The organism is Streptomyces cahuitamycinicus (assembly GCF_002891435.1).
In the GTDB taxonomy this organism is placed as follows: domain Bacteria; phylum Actinomycetota; class Actinomycetes; order Streptomycetales; family Streptomycetaceae; genus Streptomyces; species Streptomyces cahuitamycinicus.
In genome coordinates this window covers 1-2042 of record NZ_POUC01000759.1, presented here as the reverse complement: position 1 = coordinate 2042, position 2042 = coordinate 1, and the positions used below count along the sequence as shown (strand labels likewise).

Sequence of the window (2042 nt, the reverse complement as noted above, 5' to 3'; positions counted from 1 at the left end):
CTCCTTGCCCGCACGCCCGCCGGGTCTGCCTACCCCGCCTCCCTCTCCGGCAGGGTCTCCTCCCGGTCCGCGAGTCTGCGGAGCATTTCCAGGACGCGGTCGCGGGACTCGTCCGCCGCGTCGATGGCCTCCATGCACTGCCAGTACGCGCCCTCGTCGTCGGCGGAGCTGGCCAGGGCGACGAGGGCGATGCCGACCTCGCCGAGGAGACCGCCGAGGTACATGAGGGTGTGGCGGGCGTCGCCCAACTCGGTCAGCTGGCCCGCCCGCAGCTCACCGGGGGCCAGTTCCGGCGGGTCGAGGACGCCGCAGCCCCGGCCCGCCAGCTCCGTCAACCCCAGTGCCTCGCCGCGCAGTTCGGGCGGCCCGGCGACCGCGAGGCGGCTGCCTATGGCTTGCGCGAGGGCCTGCGCCTGCCACACCTCGGCCAGGGTCTCCCGCGCGCCGCCGCCCGCCGCCAGGGACCGCCTGCTCGTCACGATGAGCCGCACCGCGTCCATGCGCTGCCCCCGTCTTGTCCGACGCGCTGCGCGCGTCCGTCTGCCCGCACTCCCTTGTTCACTACCCAGAGTGAAGGGGTGTGAGACGAAAAGCCAGAGGAAGGCGGAAAATTGCGGACAACGATTCGGATTCAAGCCGTGATTCGATTACGCAACGTACAAACGGACTTCTCCCCTCCAGACATCCTCCAGGCATCCGCTCGAGGCATCCCCAGGCATCCGCTCCAGGCGGTGGGACGGGGCCGCTAGATCGGGAACCTCCGCTCGTTCCGGTCGATCTTCGCGTCCAGCGCCGCCAGCGGATCGATGCCGAGCACCTCGCACAGCTGGAGCAGGTACGCGAGCACGTCGGCGACCTCGTCGGTGACGCAGTGCGCGGTGTCCGGGTCGGCCATCACCCGGGCCGACTCCTCGGGGGTCAGCCACTGGAAGATCTCGACCAGTTCGGATGCCTCCACACTGAGGGCGGCGGCCAGGTTCTTGGGGGTGTGGTACTGCTGCCAGTTCCGCACGGCCGCGAAATCGGCCAGCCGACGTTGCAGTCCGGCCACGTCCAGGGGATCAGTCACGGTCCAGGTGTACCACCGTGGCTCCCTCCGTCCCGGCGGCCCAGGAGCCGTCGCTGACCGCGCCGACCAGCCGGATGTGCCCCCGCTCGCACATCCGGGCCGCCAGCCGCAGCAGTTCCAGCCGCTGCCGTCCGTCCAGGCCCCGGTCGAAACCGTCGGCGAGGACCGTGAGCGTCTGGAGCGCGGCGGGCACCTCGCCGGCCGGGTCGACCTCCAGCACGCCCGGTCCGGTGAGCAGCACCAACGCGAGTGCCACGTAGCGCAGTTCGCCGTCGCCGAGCCGTCGCAGGTCCGTGCGGACGCCGTCACCCCGGTCGAGGGCGGCGCGGATCGTTCCCGTAGCCCCCTCCGCCCGAGCGAGCACGTCCGCCACCGGCCCCGCGCAGCCCGCCCGCACCGCCGCCACGAACTGCGCGTGCCGCCGCCCGCACTCGGCACGGGTACGCCACAACACGTCGGCGAGGTTGGCGCAGCCGCCCAGCAGACGGCCGGGGCCGGCCGTCACCGGGCCGCGCATGCGGGCGGGCTCGGGGTCGCAGGCGAAGGCGGAGCGCAGGGCGACGACCATCTGCTCGGCGGCTGCCAGCACCCTGCGCTGCCCGGGTGTCCGGCCGGCCACGCGCAGCGGCAGCAGGGCGGTGCCGAGCCGGTCGTCCGGGAGCGGGCCGCGGGTCACCGGCGTCGGCCCGGCCGTGTGCCAGGCGGCCTGCACGGCGCGCTTGCCCGGGTCGCGCAGGGCGGTCTCCAGGAGGACCTGCCCGTCGGCCGTCAACCGCTCGCCCACGACGCGCAGTTCGGGCTCGGCCTGCACGGCCACGTCGAGGCGGACCGGGCCGGCGGGGCCGTCGGCCGTGCAGCCGATGCGGAACCCGCGGCGGCGCTGGGCGTCGGGCCGGGCCCGTTCCGGGACGCAGGCGGTGGGGTCGGGGAACGCCTCGCCGAGCTCGGCGCCGCCGCCGAGCCGGGCGAGGGC

General features: G+C 74.4%; 3 protein-coding genes. All 3 read right to left on the bottom strand.

The window, feature by feature from the left end; genetic code table 11:
• Nucleotides 1–29 precede the first annotated feature (29 nt).
• Nucleotides 30–500, bottom strand: a complete 471-nt coding sequence (locus C1J00_RS42510) for a DUF6099 family protein (protein WP_102914130.1) — start codon at nucleotides 498–500, stop codon at nucleotides 30–32.
• A gap of 245 nt (nucleotides 501–745) precedes the next feature.
• Nucleotides 746–1069 (bottom strand): nucleotide pyrophosphohydrolase, encoded by a 324-nt coding sequence (locus tag C1J00_RS42505; RefSeq protein WP_102914129.1) that lies wholly within the window; start codon nucleotides 1067–1069, stop codon nucleotides 746–748.
• Nucleotides 1062–2042: biotin transporter BioY (locus tag C1J00_RS42500; RefSeq protein ID WP_102914128.1), on the bottom strand; the 981-nt coding region annotated here is incomplete at its 5' end. The genes C1J00_RS42505 and C1J00_RS42500, both read right to left, overlap by 8 nt.